Source organism: Christensenella intestinihominis, from assembly GCF_001678845.1.
In the GTDB taxonomy this organism is placed as follows: Bacteria; Bacillota; Clostridia; order Christensenellales; family Christensenellaceae; genus Christensenella; species Christensenella intestinihominis.
Genome location: NZ_MAIQ01000006.1, coordinates 20,798 through 40,567, shown reverse-complemented (window position 1 = coordinate 40,567; position 19,770 = coordinate 20,798). Strand labels below are relative to the sequence as shown.

Here is a 19,770-nt window from a genome sequence, read left to right as displayed (position 1 = left end):
TCCCAGATAGGTATTCCTTGCTCCTGCTCTTCCCTATTGTCAAAGCTTCGTGCGCGCAGCGCACTCCTTTTTATTACCTATTACTTGCTTTGGCTTTGTCACTTTCCATACTTCCGGAAGGCGCTGGTGATTGCCTGCTGCGGCATATTTTCATCCAGCTTTCCAGGAATTTCCTGTGCGTTTAAATGGTTTCCGCCTTTCTCGCGGATCACAAGCAGGCGCACCGCCTCGATCAGCTTGGCCGGCTCCACCCCGCGCGGGCAGCGCTCCATACACGCAAAACAGGAAAGGCATTGCCACAGGGATTCTGACCGCATCAACGGTTCGATATTTCCCTTTTTGACCATCGAAACAAACTGGTGCGGATGATATTCCATCTCGTCATAGGCCGGGCATGTCCCCGAGCATTTCCCGCACGTCATACATTTCCCGGGATCGACGCCGCTCATCCGCAGCACCAGCTCCTTGCGGTCCTTTTGTGCGTCCGTCACTGCGCATCGCCCCCTTCCTTAAGTCCCAGCGCCTCTGCGAGCAATTCCGTAAAATACCAGACCGAAACGCCCGTTCCCGCACTGTTTTCCTCCAAATTATATTTGCACAGCGGGCATGCCGTCACAACGGCCTCCGCGCCATGCTTCGCCGCCGAATTCAGAACCTTCCCGCTCATTTTCTTCGGCGCTTCCTTATCTTCTACCACCACATACCCGCCGCAGCATTCGTTGCGGTACGGATATTTCACCGGCGTAGCGCCGATTGCCGCAATAAAATCCTCGATAATCGACGGGTTTTCCGGGTTGTCAAACTGCATTTCTTTTGCGGGACGAAGCAGAAGGCAGCCGTAGTAGGCCCCGATTTTCCTGCCCTTGAGCGGACGTACCACTTTCTTTTTCAGTTCGTCCCACCCGACGCGGTCCCGCAGCATTTCAAGATAATGCAGTACGGTCGTCTCTCCCGCGTAATCCTCATCGAGCTTCAGGTAGTTGTTTACCTTCATGCGCATGTCGCCGTTCGATTCCATATCGCCGTTCACACGCTTGATTACGTGATGGCAGGCGGAGCACAGCGTAATGAGCTCGCTCCCTGCCGCTTTGGCATCCGCGAGCGCGCGCACTGCCGAAAGCTTCGTCGCGATTTCGTCGCTCGCCATCGGATAGACCGCACCGCAGCACTGCCACTCGGGCAGCTCGCAGAGCTCCACGCCGAGCGCCGCCGCGGATTCCCGCGCGTATCTGTCCAGGTCTTTTGCCTTTGTTTTCAAGGTGCAGCCCGGATAATAACTGAATTTTATGTTCGATTCCAATCGAATCCGCTCTCCTTCCATATCACGATCCGACAAATGGACCGTATAAAATGAATCATTGATGATGGAGTCGGCTATGCCGATGATATGATTGATGCGCGAAGCGCATTCCTTCATCATTCATTATTCATTATTACCTGTTACTTATTCATTGCCCTTATATCATCTCTTCCGGATGGAACACCTCGTCAAACTTCTCGGGCGTAAGGAACCCGAGCTCCACGCATGCCTCTTTGAGCGAGATATTCTCCTTATAGGCCTTTTTGGCCGTTTTCGCGGCGTTATCATAGCCGATATACGGGTTGAGCGCCGTCACCAGCATCAGTGAATTATGCAGGTTGTGCGCCATTTTTTCCCTGTTTGCCCTGATCCCCGCCGCACAGTTCTTGTTAAAGGACGCGATCCCGTCCGCCAGAAGCCGCACGGATTGCAGGAAATTATAGATCAATACCGGCATGAATACGTTCAGCTCAAAATTCCCCTGGGAAGCCGCCATGCCGACCGCAACATCGTTCGCCATTACCTGCACGGCAACCATCGTCATTGCTTCGCACTGGGTGGGGTTCACCTTACCCGGCATGATCGAGCTGCCCGGCTCGTTTTCCGGGATGAATATTTCCCCAAGGCCGCAGCGCGGGCCGCTTGCGAGCCACCGCACATCGTTGGCAATCTTCATCATGTTTGCGGCGAGCGCTTTCAGGGCGCCGTGCGCAAATACGAGGTCGTCCTTGGACGTTAAGGCATGGAACTTGTTTTCCGCCGTCACAAACTCTTTTCCGGTCAAAATCCCTACCTGCTTCGCGATTTCCTCCGCAAAGCCTTCGGGCGCATTGAGCCCCGTCCCGACCGCCGTACCGCCGAGCGCAAGCTCTTTGAGGCCCGGCAGCGCCGCCATAAGCATTCCCTTCGTCTTTTCGAGCATGTTGCGCCAGCCGCTGATTTCCTGTGAAAAGGCAATGGGCGTCGCATCCTGCAAATGGGTGCGCCCGCTCTTCACAATGCCTTCGTTTTCCTGTTCGAGGCGCTTCAGCGTTTCGATGAACACATCCATCTGCGGGATCAGGTTGTCTTCAATCCCGAGCACCGCGGCAATGTGCATCGCCGTGGGGAACGTATCGTTCGAGCTCTGTGATTTGTTCACATCGTCGTTCGGGTGGAGCAGCTTTTCGCCCGCAATTTCATTCCCGCGGTTGGCGATTACCTCGTTCGCGTTCATATTGGACTGCGTACCGCTACCCGTCTGCCACACTACGAGCGGAAAATGATCGTTGAGCTTTCCCGCGATTACCTCGTCGCACGCCGCCGCAATCGCGTTTTTCTTCTCCCCGCTGATTTTGCCAAGGTTAAAATTCGCAATTGCCGCGGCCTTCTTCAGTATCCCGAACGCGTGCGTAATTTCGCGCGGCATTACCTCGCCGCCAATTTCAAAGTTTTGCAGGCTGCGCTGTGTCTGCGCCGCCCAGTATTTATCTGCCGGGACTTTCATTTCCCCCATCGAGTCCCGTTCGATACGGTATTCCATATGGCTCCCTCCGATCAGATATTAACCTGTTTGATAACTTTCTTAAGGACGTCCGCGCTGTGCTGGAGCTTTTCAAGTTCCTGCTCCGTCATTGCCGGAAGCACGTTCCCGCAGATGCCCTGCGGCCCGAAGATGAACGGAATCGAGAGGCATACGTCGTCGATGCCGTATTCCCCGTGCAGCATGGAGGATACCGTCATTACACGGTTCGAGCTGCCGAACAGGCAGTCCACGATGTGGCACACGGAGATTGCGATCGCATAAAACGTCGCGCCCTTGCGCTCGATAATCTTGCCGCCCGACGTGCGGATATACTGTTCGATTTCCTCCGGGTTGAGCTTGGCCTTGATGCGGCCCGTGAAGTTAAACCCGCCCTTGTCGTCGAGAATCTCGACGCTGCCCACGCGCGCCGTGGACCACGGGACGAACGAGCTGTCGCCGTGTTCGCCCATTACATAAGCATGGATGCTCTTCTGGCTGATGCTGAGGTATTCCGCGAGGCGGCTGCGCAGGCGCGCGGTGTCGAGGATCGTCCCGGAACCGATAATCCGGTTTTCCGGCAGGCCGGACACCTTGCAGAATGTATAGGTAAGCACGTCCACCGGGTTGCTGACCAGGATGTAGATTGCATCCGGCGCATGCTTCACGATCTCGGGCGCAATCTCGCGGATCACGTCCACGTTGGTCTGCGCAAGGTCAATCCGGGACTGGCCCGCCTTCCGCGGCATGCCCGACGTGATGACCACGACGTCGGAGCCCTTTGCATCCTCATATGTCCCCGCGTAAATCTGGATCGGGGAGCAAAACGGCGTACCCTGGCGAATATCCATCGCCTCTCCAAGGGCCTTCTCGGTATTGACGTCGATCATTACGATCTCGGAAGCGAGTCCGTTTACCGCCATCGTGTACGTGATCGTGGAACCGACGCTTCCAGCGCCAATGATCGTTACTTTCCTGCTCATTACTGCATCCTCCTAAATATTGTTGCGTTTGCAAACATATAGGCTTATCGCCTTTTCATAACTTTCCCCTTCAAAAAAAGCAGGCATTCCGCGCCGCTCACGATCTGCGGTGCGTACGCCCTCTCTTTTTGACTGTGATACTTTTTCGCATGCCGGATATTCCGGGACTACACAGAGCCCAAAGCGCTTCTTTTTCCTACGCTCCAGGCTGCCTCTAAGCCATACTGTTTGCCTCTCTGCAGTCATCCTGTGGCACGCTCCCCATACGTATCGTTCACCAAAAACAAAGTTTGTGTATATTTTAACAAATTATAACGTTCTTGTAAATACTTCCGCGACCTAAAAGGCATAAAGTTCATGATTTTTTAACGCGCTATTGCCTTTTTTTTCACAATTTAACATTTCCCGCGTAATGAACCACCTTTTTATGACACATTTTGCCTTTTCTTTCCCGGAATGCAAAAGGGGGCTGTTTCACCCGATATGAGACAGCCCCGCTTTTTTCCGTTATGATTCGTTTTTCTCTGCAATGGCGCGCTTCACCTGTTCGGTAAAGGCGGGCAATATCTTCGTCACATCGCCCACAACGCCATAGTCCGCAACTTCAAAAATCGGCGCATATTCGTCTTTATTGATCGCAATAATAAGGTCGGAATCCTCCATGCCCGCAAGGTGCTGGATGGCGCCCGAAATGCCGCACGCAATGTAAAGGTTCGGGCGAACCGTCTTGCCTGTCTGCCCGACCTGGCGGTCCTTCTCTACCCAGCCCGCATCCACGCACGCGCGCGAGGAGCTTACGGTCGCACCGTTCCCGAATGCCGCCGCGAGGTCTTCCAAAAGCTGGAAATTCTCCGGGCATCCCATTCCGCGGCCGCCGGACACAAGGATTTTCGCATCCTGGATATCCATCCTGTCGCTGACCTTTTTAACAATGTCGAGGACTTCCACATTAAAGCTTTCCTGCGGAAGCTCTACCTTGTAATGCTCCACCTTCGCGGAAGATTCCGCCGCCGGATGGATGCGCTGCATCACGCCCGGGCGGACCGTCGCCATCTGCGGCCGGAATTCCGGGCAGATAATCGTCGCCATGATGTTCCCGCCGAAAGCCGGGCGCGTCATGCGCAGGTTTTTTGTTTCCGGGTCTACTTCAAGCCCCGTGCAGTCCGCCGTGAGGCCGGTGTGCACGCGCGCCGATACCCTCGGCGCAAGGTCGCGGCCGATGGCCGTCGCGCCGTAAAGCACGATTTCCGGCTTTTTGGCCTCGATAACCTGCGTTAAAACATGCGCGTAAGGCTCCGTCATATATACCTTAAGGCCCGGGTCGTCCGCCAGGATTACGTTATCCGCGCCATAGCGTCCAAGCTTTTTCGCCATATCTTCGATCCCTGAGCCAAGGACAACCGCCGTCACTTCCGTCCCGAGGTCCTTTGCGAGTTCCTTCGCCTTGCCGACCAGCTCGAGCGACACGCCCGCAAGTTTATTATCTTCCTGCTGTGCGAATACGAATACGCCTTTATAGTCCTGTATATTCATTGTATCACCACTTTCCGTCACAGTACGAATTTACTGCGGAGCGAGTCCATCAGGAATTCGACCGAATCCTGAACGTCCGTGTTTACAACCGTTCCCGCGGCCTTTAAAGGCTTGGTGAACGACTTCCACACACGCGTCGGCGACCCTTTCAGGCCGATATTTGCACGGTCCACATCAAGGTCTTCCAGCGTCCAGATTTTAACTTCCTTCTCGTGGTACGCGTCCCAGATGCCCATCGGGGTCATATAGCGGGGTTCGTTCAGTTCCGCAAGCGCCGTTATGAGGCACGGCATCTTTGCTTTGATAATGTGATACCGGTCTTCATACTGCCGTTTTACGATGATGCTGTCTCCCTCGACCTTGATTTCTTCCGCATAGCTGATATTGGGCAGGTGGAGGTGCTCCGCGATCTGCGGGCCAACCTGCGCCGTATCGCCGTCAATTGCCTGCCGCCCGGTAATAATCAGGTCAAACGGCAGCTTCTTCACCGCCGAAGCAAGCGTGGAGGACGTGGCCCACGTATCCGCGCCGCCGAACGCCCTGTCCGTAATGAGGATCGCCTCGTCCGCGCCCATCGCGAGCGCTTCCCGCAGGGCAACGTCCGCCTGCGGCGGCCCCATGGAAAGCACGCTGACTTTCGCGCCCATGGAATCCTTGAGCCTCAGGGCCGCTTCAAGGCCCGCTTTATCGTCCGGATTAATAATGGAGGGAACGCCCTCGCGAATGAGTGTGCCCGTTTTGGGATCGAGCTTCACTTCGTTCGTATCCGGTACCTGTTTGATGCAAACAACTATATTCACTGTATTATCCCTCCTGCTTTACTTCAAAACCGCGCCGGAGATAACCATGCGCTGCACTTCGCTGGTGCCTTCGTAAATTTCGGTAATCTTTGCGTCGCGCATCATGCGTTCTACCGGATATTCCCGCGTATATCCATAACCGCCCATCAGCTGTACGCATTTGGTGGTTACTTCCATCGCCGTCTCCGCCGCGACAAGCTTGGCGGTCGCCGATTCGACCGAGAAACGCTCCTGCGTGTCTTTCGCGATGGCCGCGCGGTAAACAAGAAGCTGCGCCGCGTCGATCCGCGCCTTGAGGTCGGCAAGCACGAACTGCGTATTCTGGAACTTTGCAAGCGGTTTGCCAAACTGCTTACGCTCCTTTACATAGGCTACCGTCTCGCTGAACGCGCCTTCCGCAATGCCGAGCGCCTGCGCCGCAATGCCGATGCGCCCGCCGTCCAGCGTGGCCATGGCGATTTTAAAGCCCTGCCCTTCTTTTCCAAGCAGGTTTTCCTTGGGCACGATGCAGTTTTCCATAATCAGCTCTGCCGTCGCGCTTCCGCGGATACCCATTTTGCGTTCCTTTTTGCCGACCGAGAACCCCGGGAAATCCTTTTCGACAATGAACGCCGAAATGCCGTGGTTCCCTTTGGCCTTGTCCGTCATTGCAAAAATGATGTACGTATCCGCATAGCCCGCGTTCGTAATAAATATCTTTGTGCCGTTCAGGACGTAATGGTCCCCTTCCAGCAGCGCCTTGGTCTGCTGGCCGGAAGCGTCCGTGCCCGCGCCCGCCTCTGTAAGGCCGAACGCGCCGAGCTTTTCGCCCTTTGCAAGCGGCACGAGGTATTTCTGCTTCTGTTCCTCCGTACCAAACTGCTTAATGGGGTTTGAGCCAAGCGACGTATGCGCGGACACGATTACGCCTGTCGTCGCGCATACACGGGAAAGCTCTTCCACACACATGATATATGCAAGCGTGTCACAGCCCTGCCCGCCGTATTCCTTGGGGAAGGGTATGCCCAAAAAGCCATATTTTTTCATTTTTTCCACCGTCTCGACCGGGAAACGTTCTTCTTCGTCCAGTTCCTCCGCGAGCGGTTTCACTTCATTTTCAGCAAAGTCCCGAAACAGGGTCCTGAGCATCTGATGTTCCTTGCTTAATGTGAAATCCATATCGTTCTCCTAATCGTTCGATTCGGGCTCCATTCGGAATCCCGGATGCAGTGTATACGGCGCGTGCACGGGGCACGGCGCGGTACAGTTTCCTATTTATTCCTGCGGTACGAGGATGCAATCCCCATTTCCCTGCGGTATTTTGCAACCGTCCGCCGGGCAATTTTTGTGCCCCGGCTGCGCAGGCGTTCGGTCACCGCGCTGTCTGTGAGCGCAGGTTCATGCGCGAGCACTTCCCGTATGCTTCTTTTGATATAATCCCCGCTTACGCTTTTTTCCCCTTCGGGAATGCTGCGTGAAAAGAAGCTTTTCAAGGGAAACACGCCCGCGCCCGACATCAGGTATTTTCCCGCCACCGCCCTGCTGACCGTGGACGGATGTACGCCGAGCCCATCCGCAACGTCCGCCATCCTGAGGGGGCGAAGCGCCTCCCCGGCAAGGAAAAATCCCTGCTGCGCTAGGACGATTTTTTCCGCCACCCGCCGCAGCATCGATTTCCACAGGTCTACGGACTGCACAATGCGCTTTGCCATCGCCCGGCGTTCCCGCAGATACGCCTTTGCCTCGCTGTCAAGGCCGTCCCGCTCATATGTATCGCTTACATACGGACGGATGATCTTCCGTTCGTCGAGAAGCACGCGGAGCGTATCCCCGTCCTTTTCCACAAGAATTTCGGGAAAAACATACTGCGCGGCCTCCTCCGGCGCGGTGTTGGAAACGCCCGGCCTAAGCGAACGGAGCAGCGCGCCATATGCGCGGCTCTTCGCGGTTGAAATGCCAAGCGCGGCGGCAATCCCCGCATAATTTTCCCGGGCAAGCTCCCCGAGGTAATCCCGGGCAATCCGGTATGGCGCTTCCTCTTTTTCCCCCATGCGGTAAAGCTGCAGGCACAGGCATTCGGAAAGGCTGCGCGCCCCGACCCCGGCGGGGTCAAGCGACTGCACCGCGGCAAGCGCGCGTTTTGCCTGCGCCGTGCTGACCTTGCACAGGCCCGCCACATCGGCGAGCCGCTCCATAAAATACCCCCGGGAATCGAGCGCGCCGATGATTTCCCTGGCCGCGCGGAGTTCTTCCCTGCCGAGGCCCTTGAGGTCAAGCTGGCCCAGGAGGCTTTGCGCAAGCGTTTCAGTCGCGGCCTTTTCATAGGCCTCCCCGTAATACGGAACCGCGCCGGAAGCCAAATCCCGCTCCTGCCATTCCGGCTCTTTTACTTCGAGGACGGGGTTTTCCACCGCCTGTTCCCGTACATATTCGTTCAGCTCCCATGCGTTTTTTGAAAGCAGGAACAGCGCTTGCTGCATCTGTTGGGACGCAACCTGCGACTGTACCTGTTTTTGTTCGACCGAGAGCTTCATACCTTTTGGAAGCACATTGCTTACGCCCAGATTTCTTCGTCCGTCGGGATTTTCTTGTCCTTGTTGTAAAGGCCGATCTGCGAAACGTTAATCAGGTGCGTATAGTTGAGGTTCTCGGAAATGCTGTTGTTGCCCCAGGAACCGCAGCCCAGCGTCGTCGTGGGCGAAAAGCCGTTCGTGAGCGCGCCGCCCGCCGTCGTGGAGGAAGGCTGGTTCACAACAATACGGCTCACCGGCATATATTCGCCGACCATGCGCACGTGCTCCTGGTCGTTTGAATGAATGGAGCAGGTGTGGCCTTTGCCTTCGTAGCAAAGGTTTTCATATGCCGCGCTCATCGCGTCGTCAAACGTATCGTAAGGAATGGCGATCATGAAGGGGCACATTTTTTCCTTGCACAGCAGGTCCGCCTTGCCGCGGCCGCGCGCCTTCAACAGGACGACCTTCGTCCCCTCCGGGACTTCGACGCCCGCAAGGGAAGCAATCTTCTGTACGCTCTGGCCGACTACGTCCTTGTTGATTACGCCGTCCGGGAAAATTGTCTTGGCAAATTTTTCCACCGTTTCCGCATCGTCAATGTAGTAAGCGCCGTTCTTTTCAAACGCCTTGATTACCGTGTCGTATTCGTCATCCGGAATCATTACGCACTGCTCGCCCGAGCAGATGATGCCGTTGTCAAACTTACGGCCCGCAATAATCATGGAGGCCGCCTCGTCATAGTCTATGCCGCGGTCGATGATAACCTGCACGTTCCCGGGGCCTACGCCGAGGGCCGGTTTCCCGCTCGAATAAGCGGATTTCACCATGCCCGCACCGCCCGTCGCCACAACGACGTCGGCCGTTTTCATAACTTCCTGCGTCATATCGAGCGAAGGATGCTCGATCGTCTGGATCAGGTCTTCCGGCAGGCCGAGCTTTTTAAGCTCTGCGCGGAACAGGTCCACAACGTATTTGTTGAGGTCGCTTGTGCGTGGATGCGGCGCGATTACAATTGCGTTTTTGCCCTTCAAGGCAAACATCGCGTTGCACATAGGGGTAACCACCGGGTTGGTGACAGGCGTTACCGCGCCCACGACGCCCTTGGGCTTCGCTACCTTGATGATGCCCGTTTCCTTGTTTTCCTCGATGATGCCATAGGACTTCTTGCCCTTCATGCTGTTCCAGATGCATTTGGATTTGCCCTGGCACTTGGCGATCTTGTCTTCCACAACGCCCATGCCGGACTCTTCCACCGCGCGCTTGCCAAGCTCTTCGGCACGGTCGTAAACCACCTTGCCGATCGCCCTTACCGCCGCGTCCACCTGCTCCTGGCTTGCATTCTTCTCATATTCCGCCTGCGCTTTATGCGCACGCTCAAAGATTTCCGCAACTGTTGCCATTTTCAAAATCCTCCTAATAAAATATTTCATTAAATTTATATACAGTTTTACCTATATTATTATAGTGGTTTTACAGCGGGAAGCAAAGTTATGTAACTAAAAAAAACTTCTGCCGCCATCATTCGATTCTTAAGTTTGGAAACGGATTTTCGGGATGCAAAATTCTTCCCCGCAGTGTATAATATAGAATTGTGATAATAGGAATAAAGGCCGCAGTGCTGCGGCGCATATGGAGGGAACGGTATGAACGACAGAATCAAGTGTGAAAAATATCTCGGCAAGGTCATGAGCGCCGACGATGCGGCAAAGCTTATTTATCCGAACGCAACCATCGGGATGAGCGGTTTCACGCCCGCGGGCCACGCCAAGGCTGTGCCGCTTGCGATTGCAAGGCGCGCGGAGGCAACGGGCGAAAAGCTGAACCTCACGGTCATGACCGGCGCTTCGGTGGGCGACGAAATTGACGGCGCGCTCACGCGCAGCGGCGCGATGGTACGCCGTACGCCCTACCAGACGAATTCCACCGTCCGCAATGCCATTAACGCGGGCGAGATCGATTATTTCGATATCCATTTGAGCCAGGTGGCCGTGTGGGCAAAAAACGGGTTCTTCGGCGAGATCGACTTTGCCATCGTTGAAATTATCGGCATTGACGAGGAAGGACACCTGATCCCTTCCACCTCCATCGGTGCGGCGAACACCTATATTGAATGTGCAAAACACGTTATTCTGGAAGTCAACACCACGCAGCCCGAATCGCTGCGCGGCATCCATGACGTATACACCGTGGAACGCGTTCCGAACAGCAAACCCATCCCGATCATCCGGGCCGACGACCGCGTGGGCACCGACTATTACCCGTGCGACTTCGATAAAATTGCGGCGATCGTCTATTCGGATATCCCGGACAAGGGCCGCGCCGTCCAGCCGGTGGACGATATTTCCCAGAAAATCGCGGATAATATCGTCGAACTGATTACAAAGGAAACGGAAGCCGGGCGCCTGCCCGTGCCGCTCCCTCCCCTCCAGTCAGGGGTGGGCGGCGTTGCCAACGCGGTGCTTGCGGGCCTTAAAAAATCGGATTTTACAGACCTCAAGGTCTATTCCGAGGTGCTCCAGGATGCGGTGTTCGACCTGATCGACGCCGGGAAAATTTCGTTTGCGTCCGGCACGTCGCTCACGGTGTCCCCGGACTTTGAAGAACATTATAAAGCGAATTTCGAGAATTACCGGGATAAGATCATGCTGCGTCCGCAGGAAATCAGCAACCATCCCGAGGTGATCCGCCGCCTTGGAATCATCGCCATGAATACGGCAATCGAGGCGGATATCTATGGGAACGTCAATTCGTCGCACATCAACGGAACGCGCATCATGAACGGAATCGGCGGCAGCGGCGATTTTGCGCAGAACGCCGGGCTTTCCATTTTTATGACGCCCTCCACCGCGAAAAACGGCACGCTCTCGTGCATTGTCCCGTTCATCACGCATGTCGACCATACGGAGCACGATATCCACTTCCTCGTAACGGAATATGGTTATGCCGACCTGCGGGCCACCACGCCCAGGGAACGCGCGCGGAAGATCATCGATACCTGCGCGCATCCGGATTTCCGGCCCATGCTGCACGACTACCTGGACCGCGCGTGCGCGCAGTGTGCGCATAAGCATACGCCGCAGCTTTTGAACGAGGTTTTCCAGGGGAAATAACCAACACATATAAAAAAGCGCTCCGGCGCTTTTTTTGTTTCCTTTTTTGTTTGTGTTATAATTTCATTACAACCTGTAAAGGAGAAAAACATTGGCTGGCGACGCTTTCTCATTGATTCCATTATTGGCCGTTTTCCTTCCTGCCGCGGCGGCTGTGGCCGTCCTTGCCGTTGTTTTGGTAAAAAAGGCAGGCAGGAAAAAGGACGCGCTGCTCATGCAGGCGTTCGGGCGTCCTCCCGGGGATACGGATTACGAAATCGGCAATATTGCTTCTTACCATAAATACGCCTCCGCGCTTCCCTCCGGCAGCAGGATAGACGCGACCACCTGGAACGATCTTTCGATGGACGACATTTTCAGGCGGGTCAATACCTGTTCCTCCGACGTGGGCGAGGAGTATTTGTACCACATACTCCATGAACTGGACGAATCGGACCACAACGGAAAACAGGAGCAGCTTATTTGCTGGCTCGAAAACCATCCGCAGGACCGCCTCGCCCTGCTCAAAATTTTACGCGGGCTGGGCAGGCGCAGCACGGGCCGCCTGAGTTACTACCTGTTCCATGCGGATGCGGAACGGATCGGGCATTCGTGGCTGTTCCTCCTCCTCGCCGCGCTTCCCCTCGCCGGCTTCTGCCTGATGCCTTTTTTCCTCCCGGCCGGGGTCCTTTTCACCATCTGCTCTGTGGCCGTAAATATCATTATTTATTACTACAACCGCCTTGAACTCGAAACCGGGCTTGAAAGCATGCGCTGCTTCTCCTCGATGCTCTGGGCGGCGAAAAAAATTGAAAAACGGTTTGGCCCTGTCTTTGCGCAATTCGGTTACGACCTCGAGGGCGCGCTCCATCCTTTCCGGCATACGGGCGGCCTCGTTTCCGGGAGCACGCAGCAAAACCTCGCGGAACTGGAAGCGTTTTCGATCCTTTTGAAATCAATTTTCCTGACCGACCTGATTTCCTATGACCGGACGATTGAAAAGGTCCTGGCGCATCCGGAGGAATTTTCCCTCCTGTACCAGATCATCGGCCAATTCGACGTTTCCATGAGCATCCTCTCCTTCCGCGAAAGCCTGTCCTGCTGGTGCAGGCCGTCTTTCACCGCGCATAGCGGAATTTCATTCCGCGGGATGTACCATCCGCTTCTCCGCCACCCGGTAACAAACGACGGGGCCATCGGGAACGACTGCATCATTACCGGCTCGAACGCCTCCGGCAAATCGACCTTTATCAAGGCGCTCGCGGTAAATAATATCCTCGCGCAGACAATTGGAACCTGCTGCGCAAAGGAATACACCCTGCGGCCCTGCTATGTGGCGACCTCTATGGCGCTGCGCGACGACATCGTATCCGGGGACAGCTATTTTGTTACGGAGGTGAAGTCATTAAAGCGTATCCTTGACGATTGCCGGGAACGTTATTGCACTGTTTTCATAGACGAAATCCTGCGCGGAACGAATACGCCGGAACGCATTGCCGCTTCCACCGCCGTACTTCGCGCCCTGCACCGGACGGGTTCGCTGTGCATCGCCGCGTCGCACGATATCGAACTGACAGAAATTTTAAAGGAAACCTTTGACCTGTATCATTTCTGCGAAACGATGGAAGGCAACCGCATCACCTTCGACTATCAGCTGAAGCCCGGGCCTTCCACCACAACAAATGCCGTGCGGCTTTTGGAATATATGGGGTTTGACCCGGAGATTATCCGCGAGGCCAACGGCCTCCTCGGCAAGGACTGAAACCGGCCGGAACAAAAAAGACACGGGCAAACCGCCCGCGTCTTTTTCTATTCGCGCTTTACAAAACCACTTCGCCCGAAACCGTCGATACGTCCGTCACCTTGCGGGCGACCACCACGATCCGTCCGTTATCCTGCGAATATTCACAGGTGGACAGCGTAATGAGTTCGTCGCCGAATTCGGGGGTCACGCCCGTTTCGTATAGCTCCATTTCCTTGATGTTCTCTACAAATGCATCGAATTCGTCCGCCGTTTTCGCATCGTAGAACTTGTAAAATTTGAACACATCCTCGTCCTTGTTATAGATTTTGGACAGGAACACCGCCGCAATCTCGTATTCGTCCGCGCTGTACAGCGAGCTATAGCTGATGACGGGATGCTCCTTGTAAAACTCCTCTTTTTCGTATTCCAGCAGCGTATGGAACATCGTCCCGTTCTTCATGTTGTGCCCGTGGATCAGCAAATTTGTGCTGCGCGGGTCTATGGTGCAGTTCTTGTCGATGAAAAGGCAGCCCTCTTTTGTTGGGTCGTCCTGCTTTTCAAAGGTGCGGTACAGGTAGAATTCGCCATCCTGCGGCGTGTACATTACAGGATAATCGACCTTTGTCCCGTCTATTTTGATCCACCCCGCAAGGTCGCTGTTTTTTTCGTACAATTCCTTCAATTCCGGCAGGATCGTTTTCCCCGGCGTCGGGGTTGCGTCCGGGCTTGCGCTTGCCGTGGGAGCCGCGCTTTTTGTGGGAGCGGGCGTTGCGACTGGCTCCGGCTCCTTCGTCATCGGAAGCATCACGCATACGATGATGCACACCGCCGCTGCCGCCGCTGCCGCCGCGACGATCAGCCATTTCCAGTTTTTCGCGAATCCGGGAGCGCCCGAACCCTTTTTGTTTTCGGATAATTTTTTATCTTTTTTTGTTTTGCCCATAAGCCTATACTCCGATTTCATTTGTTCCGTAAAAATACACAGAGCGGGAAATTCCCGCCCTGTGCGTTTGATTCACTTAGCGTGGGTTGGCTTGTGAATCGGGTCGTGCTTTTTGATCGCACTTATTTAGATTTAGAAAATGCTTTTTTGCATGCTACAATTCCAACTGTTCCGGCCGCCGCAAGCGCGAGCACCGTGAGGCTCCACACATCTGTGGTGGCGTCGCCTGTTTTCGGTACGTCGTCCAGGTTATTGTCCGTGGAACCATTGTCCGTTCCCGGGTTTTCGGACGGGTCCGGGTTTGCCGGCTGATCCGGGTTCGCGGGCTGGTCCGGGTTTTCCGGCTGGTCGGCCGGTTTGCTCGGTTCAGGATCGGGGTTGACCGGCTTGCTCGGATCGGGGCCCGGATTAACCGCCCCCGCTACCGTTGCGGAAGCCGCAAACGTACCTGTCTCCGTCGTTTCATTCAGGTCTCCATCGGAGGTCACGACGTTCGACAGCGCAAAGCTGACCTTTTCCCCTGCCGCCGCCGTTACCTTATAGGTATAGGAGGCCGAGTTTCCGAGGGCGATGAGCATGTTTTCGTCGCCCAATACGGACGATTTGCTGACATACTGCAGGCCGCTTGTCGCGATATCCGCAGAGATTCCCGCGACGTCGGAAGAGCAGTTGACCGTAAAGGTTACCGTATCGCCCGCCTTCGGGGCAGAATTGCTGATGCTTACCGCCGGGGCCGCAGCCAGGGCCGTCACAGACATTGCCATTATGAGCACAACCGCCATCGCGATTGCCATCACGATCTTTTTCTTTCCATTCATTTCTTCTTATCCTCCAAATATTTTGTGGTTTTTACAGCATGAGTTTGGAAGCCGCAACGATATCGCTGATCGTGATGTTGCCGTCTCCGTTCATATCGCCTGCCGCCATGTAGGGGCCGCTTAAGGGCTTGCTGCCCGTCATGTGGAAGGACTGCGCCACCAGCGAACTGATGCTTACGAAGCCTTTGCCTTCTACGTCGCCCGCAACGATAACCGTGAGGCTATCCGCTTCCGAGCCGTCCGCCGCAAGGAGCTTCACCATGCAGCCTGTGCCAACCGTATCGTTTCCGGAAAGCTCTTTTCCGTCCGCGCCTATTACAGCCACGCTGTATCCTGCCGGGACGTTGAACATTGCCGTCACATTGGAAGCTTTGGGAGCCGCCGCCGCGGTTTTTCCTGCCGTGATGCCCGATACAAAGCCCGTTACACGGTCGATATCGAGCTCCGTGTTGTCGTCAAAGGACGGAATGTCCGTTGACTGTGTCACGCTCAGCTTCGTCGTGGTATCGATCGACGTATTATAAGCGTTGTTCCACACCGTGCACTTGATCTGCTTGTCGTTGTCCGCAGCCGTCAGCACGTCCGTCGTATAGCTTGCGCCCGTCGCGCCCGCAATTGTTTCCCAGACGCTGCCGTCCGCAGAAACAGACCATTCATACGAAAGCGCCGCGTTGGGGTTAACCTTCGCTTCCACGCTGAGCGTTGCCGTCCTGCCTTCAAAGGCTGCCGTCGTCGCTTCGAGGCCCTTCACCAGATAGGGCTTGTTTGCCGTCCATACCTTGAGCGAAGCAGGGTTCGTATAAGCCGCTTCGTTTCCGCTGTTGCCGTTTACTTTAATTTCGCAGCGGTACAGCCCGTCGCTTGCGTCGGTCGTCTTTGTGATCGTCAGCTTGGCGTCCGTGACGCTCGCAATTGCATCAGTCGAGCCGGTGCTTGTTGTTACGTCGCTCCAGGTCTTTCCGCTGTCGCTGCTTACTTCCCATTTGTACTCAAACGTTTTCCCGTCGACCGGCTTAACCGCCGTTACGAACTCGACGTCCGTTCCCGCTTCAACATCCGCATCCTGTGGCTGTGCTGTGATCTGCGGCACCGCGTCCGCCACCCATACGTCGAGCGTTGCCGTCTCAGACGATACCGTCTCATCGGTCTTGGGGTTCGTTATCTCGCACTGGTATTTTTTGCCTTTGTCTGCCAGGGTAACCGCCGGGATTGTGTAGGAGGATTTCGTCTCTCCCGCCATTTCCACAGCGCTGCTGCTGCCCGGGACTTGTACGAACCACTGGTATGTAAGCGGATCGCCGTTTTCTGCGGACGCAACGACCTCGAGGGTCTTTTTCTCGCCCACGAACACCTGTACGTCTTTCGGGATATCCTTGCCGATCACAGGCGCAGAGGATTTTACTTTAACCGTGAGGACTGCGGCAGCGGAGGTTGCATCCTTGCCGTCCGCTTCGTTCGTAACGACGCACTGGTAGCTGTAACCGTTCATTGCCAGCGCCGCGTTGCTGATGGTAAGCGATGCGTCCGTCTGTCCTTCCAAATCCGTCCAGTTGGCGTAACCGGCCCGCTTTTGCTGCCACTGATAGGTAAGCGCGGCGCCGTTATCGGCTTTCGCCGCCACTGTAAACGTCGCATTTCCGCCTGCAAACACCGTCGCCGCAACCGGGTCCGCCGTTATCGTGACCGTGCCATCCGGTTCATTTACGGTCAACTCAACCGCGCCAGCCTTCGACGTGCCCACCTGGTTTTCATAGGTCTTGTTCGTCACGTCACAGTAATACTTGCCTGCGTCGTCCGCCGTTGCCGCAGAAATTTCATACGTTTTAGATGTGGCTCCCGCAATCTTTACCGGGGCTGCGAAGGTGTTCTTCTCCCCGGCTTTCATGAAGTACCACTGGTAGGCAAGCTCGCTTCCCTCTTTTACTTCAACGTCTGCGGTCAGTGTCGCCGCTTCGCCGATCTTGACCGAAGCAGGGTCTACTGCAACCGTTACCACGGGAACCTCGGGGCCCTCCTTGGGCGCCTTTACCTCGAGCGCTACCGAATCGGAAATAACCGATTCATCCGTATCGCCGTTCGTCGCCACCACGCGATATTGGTTGCCGTTGTCCGCATAGACCGGATAAACCACCAGCTCCGTGGTCAGGCAGCCCTTGTCCGTTGAATTCACCCATGCGTCCGTCCCGGCTTTTTTAACCTGCCACTGGTACAGCATGTTTTCAATATTCCCATTGGCTTTCATGGTCACTGTGAAGGTTACTTTCGTTCCTTCCTCCACGGGGCTGCTCGCGCTGGACGTCGGCTGCGCATTTATCTGCGGCGTGGTGTTTGTGTTCACCGTAAGCGTCTTGATCTCGCTGTCTCCGCCATCGGTCGTGCACATGAAATCCCAGCCGTTCATTCCCGCTTCCGCAGCGTTAATCGTGAGCGTGCCTGTCGTTTCGCCCGACGCGCCTGTTACCGCGCTGCTGTCGGCCGTCACGAAGCCATTGCCGTCATGCTTATCCACGTTCCATGCAAAGCTGCTGCCTGTCACTGTAAACGTGACCTTGTCGCCCACATTTACTGTTGCATTTACCGGATCGGCCGTCACCTCAGCCGGAGTAGCCGCAAGTGCTGCAACAGGAATCAGGCTGACGATCATCAATACGACGATCACCAATGCACCCATCCTTTTCCTAAACTTCTTCATTGAGTCCTCCTTTTGCCTGTTGGCATTTTCTAAAAGTATATTTTTAGAGAAACGGTTTTTTGCAAAAAAAGGGGTTGATTTTTTAATTCTTCTTGAGTAATATATAGATATATGAGAATTGTTTCCGGTTCCCATAACTTATACTTTTAGGGAAATGTTAAAATTTAAAAAGAATTGCTTGCGGCGTCTGCGGACCCCGCTTTTTTTTGTTCGCGCATTTTGCGGTAAAACGTGCTCCGCGGCATGCCCGCCGCATAGGCGGCATCCTGCAGGGAAATCCCGCCGCGCAGCCACCTTTCGCATATTTTTTCAAAATTTTCCGGCAGCGGACGCGCCGGGCGGCCAAACTTTACGCCCCGCGCTTTCGCCGAGGCGATGCCCTCCGCCTGCCGCTGGCGGATCGCGTCCCGCTCGTTTTCCGCCACAAAGGACAGCAGCTGTAAAACCATGTCCGCGATAAACGTTCCCAGCAGGTCCTTTGCCTGGGTCGTATCGAGCAGTGGCATATCCAGCACCTTGATGTCCGCGCCCTTCTCTTTCGTGATGACGCGCCATTGCTCCATTACGTCCCTGTAATTCCTGCCCAGCCTGTCGATGCTCTTTACGACCAGGAGGTCGCCTTCCCTTATGCGCCACAGCAGGCGCTTGTACGCGGGCCGGACAAAGTCCTTCCCGGATTGTTTGTCTATATACAGGTTTTTTGGGGGGATTCCGTATGCTGCGAGCGCATCCCGCTGGCGCTGCTCGTTTTGTTCCCGTGTCGATACCCGCATATATCCATAGATCGCCATTTCCTTCATCTCCAATCATCTGTTGTATTTGGCTTTGCGGCCGCTTCCATAGATATGCCGGATTGCTGATCCGGATATGGTCCGCCCGCGTTTGCTTGCATCGTTGTCCCGGCCTATGGAAGCCTTGCATTGCGAACGAACCATCCCCAACCCCTCGGGTAATATTTTCTCACGAAATTTGCAATTTTTCTGTTAAAAAATGCGATACGCCTTATTTTTCGTATAGCATTTCCCTTTTTTCTTTTGGGCCGCCCTGCTGCGGCCGCGTCTCCGGCGACACCGGGGCGCAGGTTTTCGCGGTACAAAAAAACGGCATGGAACCAAAATTCCACGCCGTTTCTGCGTACAGCCGTTCAGGCAAATACGCCCGGATTACAGCGGTATAACGAGCACGGCCTGCCGCCGGTGCGGTAATTCACCGCCTCGGTAACCTCTCCGGCCTGCCGGAGGTAGGAAAGGTAACGCTGCACCGTAATGCGCGAGAGATTGACGGTGCCCACAATGTCCTCGCAGGAAAAGCTGGTGTCCGGCCTGCTCGAGAGAACCGCGCGAATCGTATTGAGGGTTTTTTTCTGCAAGCCCTTGGGAAGCTCGGGCAGCGCTTCCAGCCCATGGTAAAGCCCGTCCGCCTGCTCCTGCGTGACCGCCTCCCGCGCAAACAGGCGTTTCCTCCGCAAAAAGCGCTCCACAGCCTGCTCGAAACGGTTTGTATCGAAGGGATCGACAAGGCAGTCTACCACGCCGAGGCGGAGCACACTGCGGAGGGTGTCGCAGTCGTCGCGCGCGATATAGGCGACTGCCTCGCCCTGCGCGCCCAATATCCGCAGCTGTTTCAGGAGCGAAAGGCCGAGCCGCGGATTCTTGCACAGGTCGATTAGAAGCAAATCCACCGGGTGGGCCACAAAATATCCTGCGGAAATCCCCTCTTCAAGCGGAATCATTTCCGTGGTGAACTCGCATCCCTTGATCGTGTCCGTCATCGGTGTATGCAGCCTCGTAAGGCCCTGTTTTAAAACCGTCATACGATACATATTACCTCTCCTCAAACGCCGTTCCCGCCGATACGTTTCCCTGCACGGCAAAG

Annotated in this window: 16 protein-coding genes; 2 read left to right on the top strand and 14 right to left on the bottom strand. The window is 55.3% G+C overall.

What is annotated here, in order from left to right:
• Positions 1–98: 98 nt before the first annotated feature.
• The 9 genes from BBD38_RS09095 to BBD38_RS09055 all read right to left on the bottom strand — a co-directional run bounded on the left by BBD38_RS09095 (position 99) and on the right by BBD38_RS09055 (position 10,018).
• On the bottom strand, positions 99–449 hold the full coding sequence (locus BBD38_RS09095; protein ID WP_066687614.1) for a 4Fe-4S dicluster domain-containing protein: 351 nt from the start codon (positions 447–449) through the stop codon (positions 99–101).
• A gap of 38 nt (positions 450–487) precedes the next feature.
• Positions 488–1,288 carry a CoB--CoM heterodisulfide reductase iron-sulfur subunit B family protein gene (locus BBD38_RS09090; RefSeq protein ID WP_066687612.1) on the bottom strand — a complete coding sequence of 267 codons (801 nt, stop codon included), beginning with the start codon at positions 1,286–1,288 and terminating at the stop codon, positions 488–490.
• Positions 1,289–1,457: 169 nt separating this feature from the next.
• Positions 1,458–2,822 carry a class II fumarate hydratase gene (fumC, locus tag BBD38_RS09085; protein ID WP_066687171.1) on the bottom strand — a complete coding sequence of 455 codons (1,365 nt, stop codon included), beginning with the start codon at positions 2,820–2,822 and terminating at the stop codon, positions 1,458–1,460.
• Positions 2,823–2,836: 14 nt separating this feature from the next.
• Positions 2,837–3,784 (bottom strand): L-lactate dehydrogenase, encoded by a 948-nt coding sequence (locus BBD38_RS09080; RefSeq protein WP_066687167.1) that lies wholly within the window; start codon positions 3,782–3,784, stop codon positions 2,837–2,839.
• Between the two features lie 507 nt (positions 3,785–4,291).
• Positions 4,292–5,317, bottom strand: coding sequence for an electron transfer flavoprotein subunit alpha/FixB family protein (locus BBD38_RS09075; protein ID WP_066687164.1), 1,026 nt, complete (start codon positions 5,315–5,317; stop codon positions 4,292–4,294).
• A gap of 17 nt (positions 5,318–5,334) precedes the next feature.
• Positions 5,335–6,117 carry an electron transfer flavoprotein subunit beta/FixA family protein gene (locus BBD38_RS09070; RefSeq protein WP_066687161.1) on the bottom strand — a complete coding sequence of 261 codons (783 nt, stop codon included), beginning with the start codon at positions 6,115–6,117 and terminating at the stop codon, positions 5,335–5,337.
• 18 nt (positions 6,118–6,135) lie between these two features.
• Positions 6,136–7,275: an acyl-CoA dehydrogenase gene (locus tag BBD38_RS09065; protein WP_066687158.1), complete on the bottom strand. Its 1,140-nt coding sequence runs from the start codon at positions 7,273–7,275 to the stop codon at positions 6,136–6,138.
• A 92-nt stretch (positions 7,276–7,367) separates the two neighbouring features.
• Positions 7,368–8,630, bottom strand: coding sequence for an RNA polymerase factor sigma-54 (gene rpoN / locus BBD38_RS09060; protein WP_066687155.1), 1,263 nt, complete (start codon positions 8,628–8,630; stop codon positions 7,368–7,370).
• A 20-nt stretch (positions 8,631–8,650) separates the two neighbouring features.
• Positions 8,651–10,018, bottom strand: a complete 1,368-nt coding sequence (locus BBD38_RS09055) for an aldehyde dehydrogenase family protein (RefSeq protein ID WP_407919650.1) — start codon at positions 10,016–10,018, stop codon at positions 8,651–8,653.
• 234 nt (positions 10,019–10,252) lie between these two features.
• Between BBD38_RS09055 and BBD38_RS09050 the strand changes: the two genes are divergently transcribed.
• Positions 10,253–11,719 carry a succinate CoA transferase gene (locus BBD38_RS09050; protein WP_066687149.1) on the top strand — a complete coding sequence of 489 codons (1,467 nt, stop codon included), beginning with the start codon at positions 10,253–10,255 and terminating at the stop codon, positions 11,717–11,719.
• 91 nt (positions 11,720–11,810) lie between these two features.
• Complete coding sequence (locus BBD38_RS09045) at positions 11,811–13,460, top strand: MutS-related protein (RefSeq protein ID WP_066687147.1); 1,650 nt, start codon at positions 11,811–11,813, stop codon at positions 13,458–13,460.
• A gap of 58 nt (positions 13,461–13,518) precedes the next feature.
• Here the strand turns inward: BBD38_RS09045 and BBD38_RS09040 are convergent, their stop codons facing one another.
• From BBD38_RS09040 to BBD38_RS09020, 5 genes are all read right to left on the bottom strand, one after another.
• A complete protein-coding gene (locus BBD38_RS09040) occupies positions 13,519–14,385 on the bottom strand; it encodes a class B sortase (RefSeq protein ID WP_066687127.1) in 867 nt (288 codons plus the stop codon).
• Between the two features lie 122 nt (positions 14,386–14,507).
• Positions 14,508–15,203: a hypothetical protein gene (locus BBD38_RS15035; protein WP_066687121.1), complete on the bottom strand. Its 696-nt coding sequence runs from the start codon at positions 15,201–15,203 to the stop codon at positions 14,508–14,510.
• 31 nt (positions 15,204–15,234) lie between these two features.
• Positions 15,235–17,895 carry an immunoglobulin domain-containing protein gene (locus tag BBD38_RS09030; RefSeq protein ID WP_066687112.1) on the bottom strand — a complete coding sequence of 887 codons (2,661 nt, stop codon included), beginning with the start codon at positions 17,893–17,895 and terminating at the stop codon, positions 15,235–15,237.
• A gap of 164 nt (positions 17,896–18,059) precedes the next feature.
• On the bottom strand, positions 18,060–18,686 hold the full coding sequence (locus tag BBD38_RS09025) for a recombinase family protein (protein WP_066687611.1): 627 nt from the start codon (positions 18,684–18,686) through the stop codon (positions 18,060–18,062).
• Positions 18,687–19,039: 353 nt separating this feature from the next.
• Complete coding sequence (locus BBD38_RS09020; protein ID WP_066687110.1) at positions 19,040–19,717, bottom strand: response regulator; 678 nt, start codon at positions 19,715–19,717, stop codon at positions 19,040–19,042.
• Positions 19,718–19,770 lie beyond the last annotated feature (53 nt).